The organism is Flavobacterium solisilvae, from assembly GCF_012911605.1.
Taxonomy (GTDB): Bacteria; Bacteroidota; Bacteroidia; order Flavobacteriales; family Flavobacteriaceae; genus Flavobacterium; species Flavobacterium solisilvae.
In genome coordinates this window covers 1-228 of sequence record NZ_JAAMPT010000018.1, presented here as the reverse complement: position 1 = coordinate 228, position 228 = coordinate 1, and the positions used below count along the sequence as shown (strand labels likewise).

Annotated in this window: 1 protein-coding gene; it reads right to left on the bottom strand. The window is 42.1% G+C overall.

Annotation, left to right across the window (positions count from 1 at the left end):
* A partial coding sequence (locus G6042_RS00085; RefSeq protein WP_211161580.1) for a transposase occupies positions 1 to 228 on the bottom strand: 228 nt, incomplete at both ends.

Genomic DNA, 228 nt, shown 5'->3' with positions numbered 1-228 from the left:
CATCAGCATACTCACTTCGGTCTATTTCTCTTCCGCCTTTTCGGCTGGTACATTGGTCTTTTACTGGACAGGTTTTGCAAGCTGGTGTGCGGTATTTTTGGAACCTGTAACCACTTTCCTCTGTTCGACCTGTTTTCTTGTGCCATCGACCAGTAGTGCTTAGCGTTTGTCCTTGCGGACAAGTGTAGGTATTTGCTTCTTTATTATAAATAAACTTTGTTACAAAAT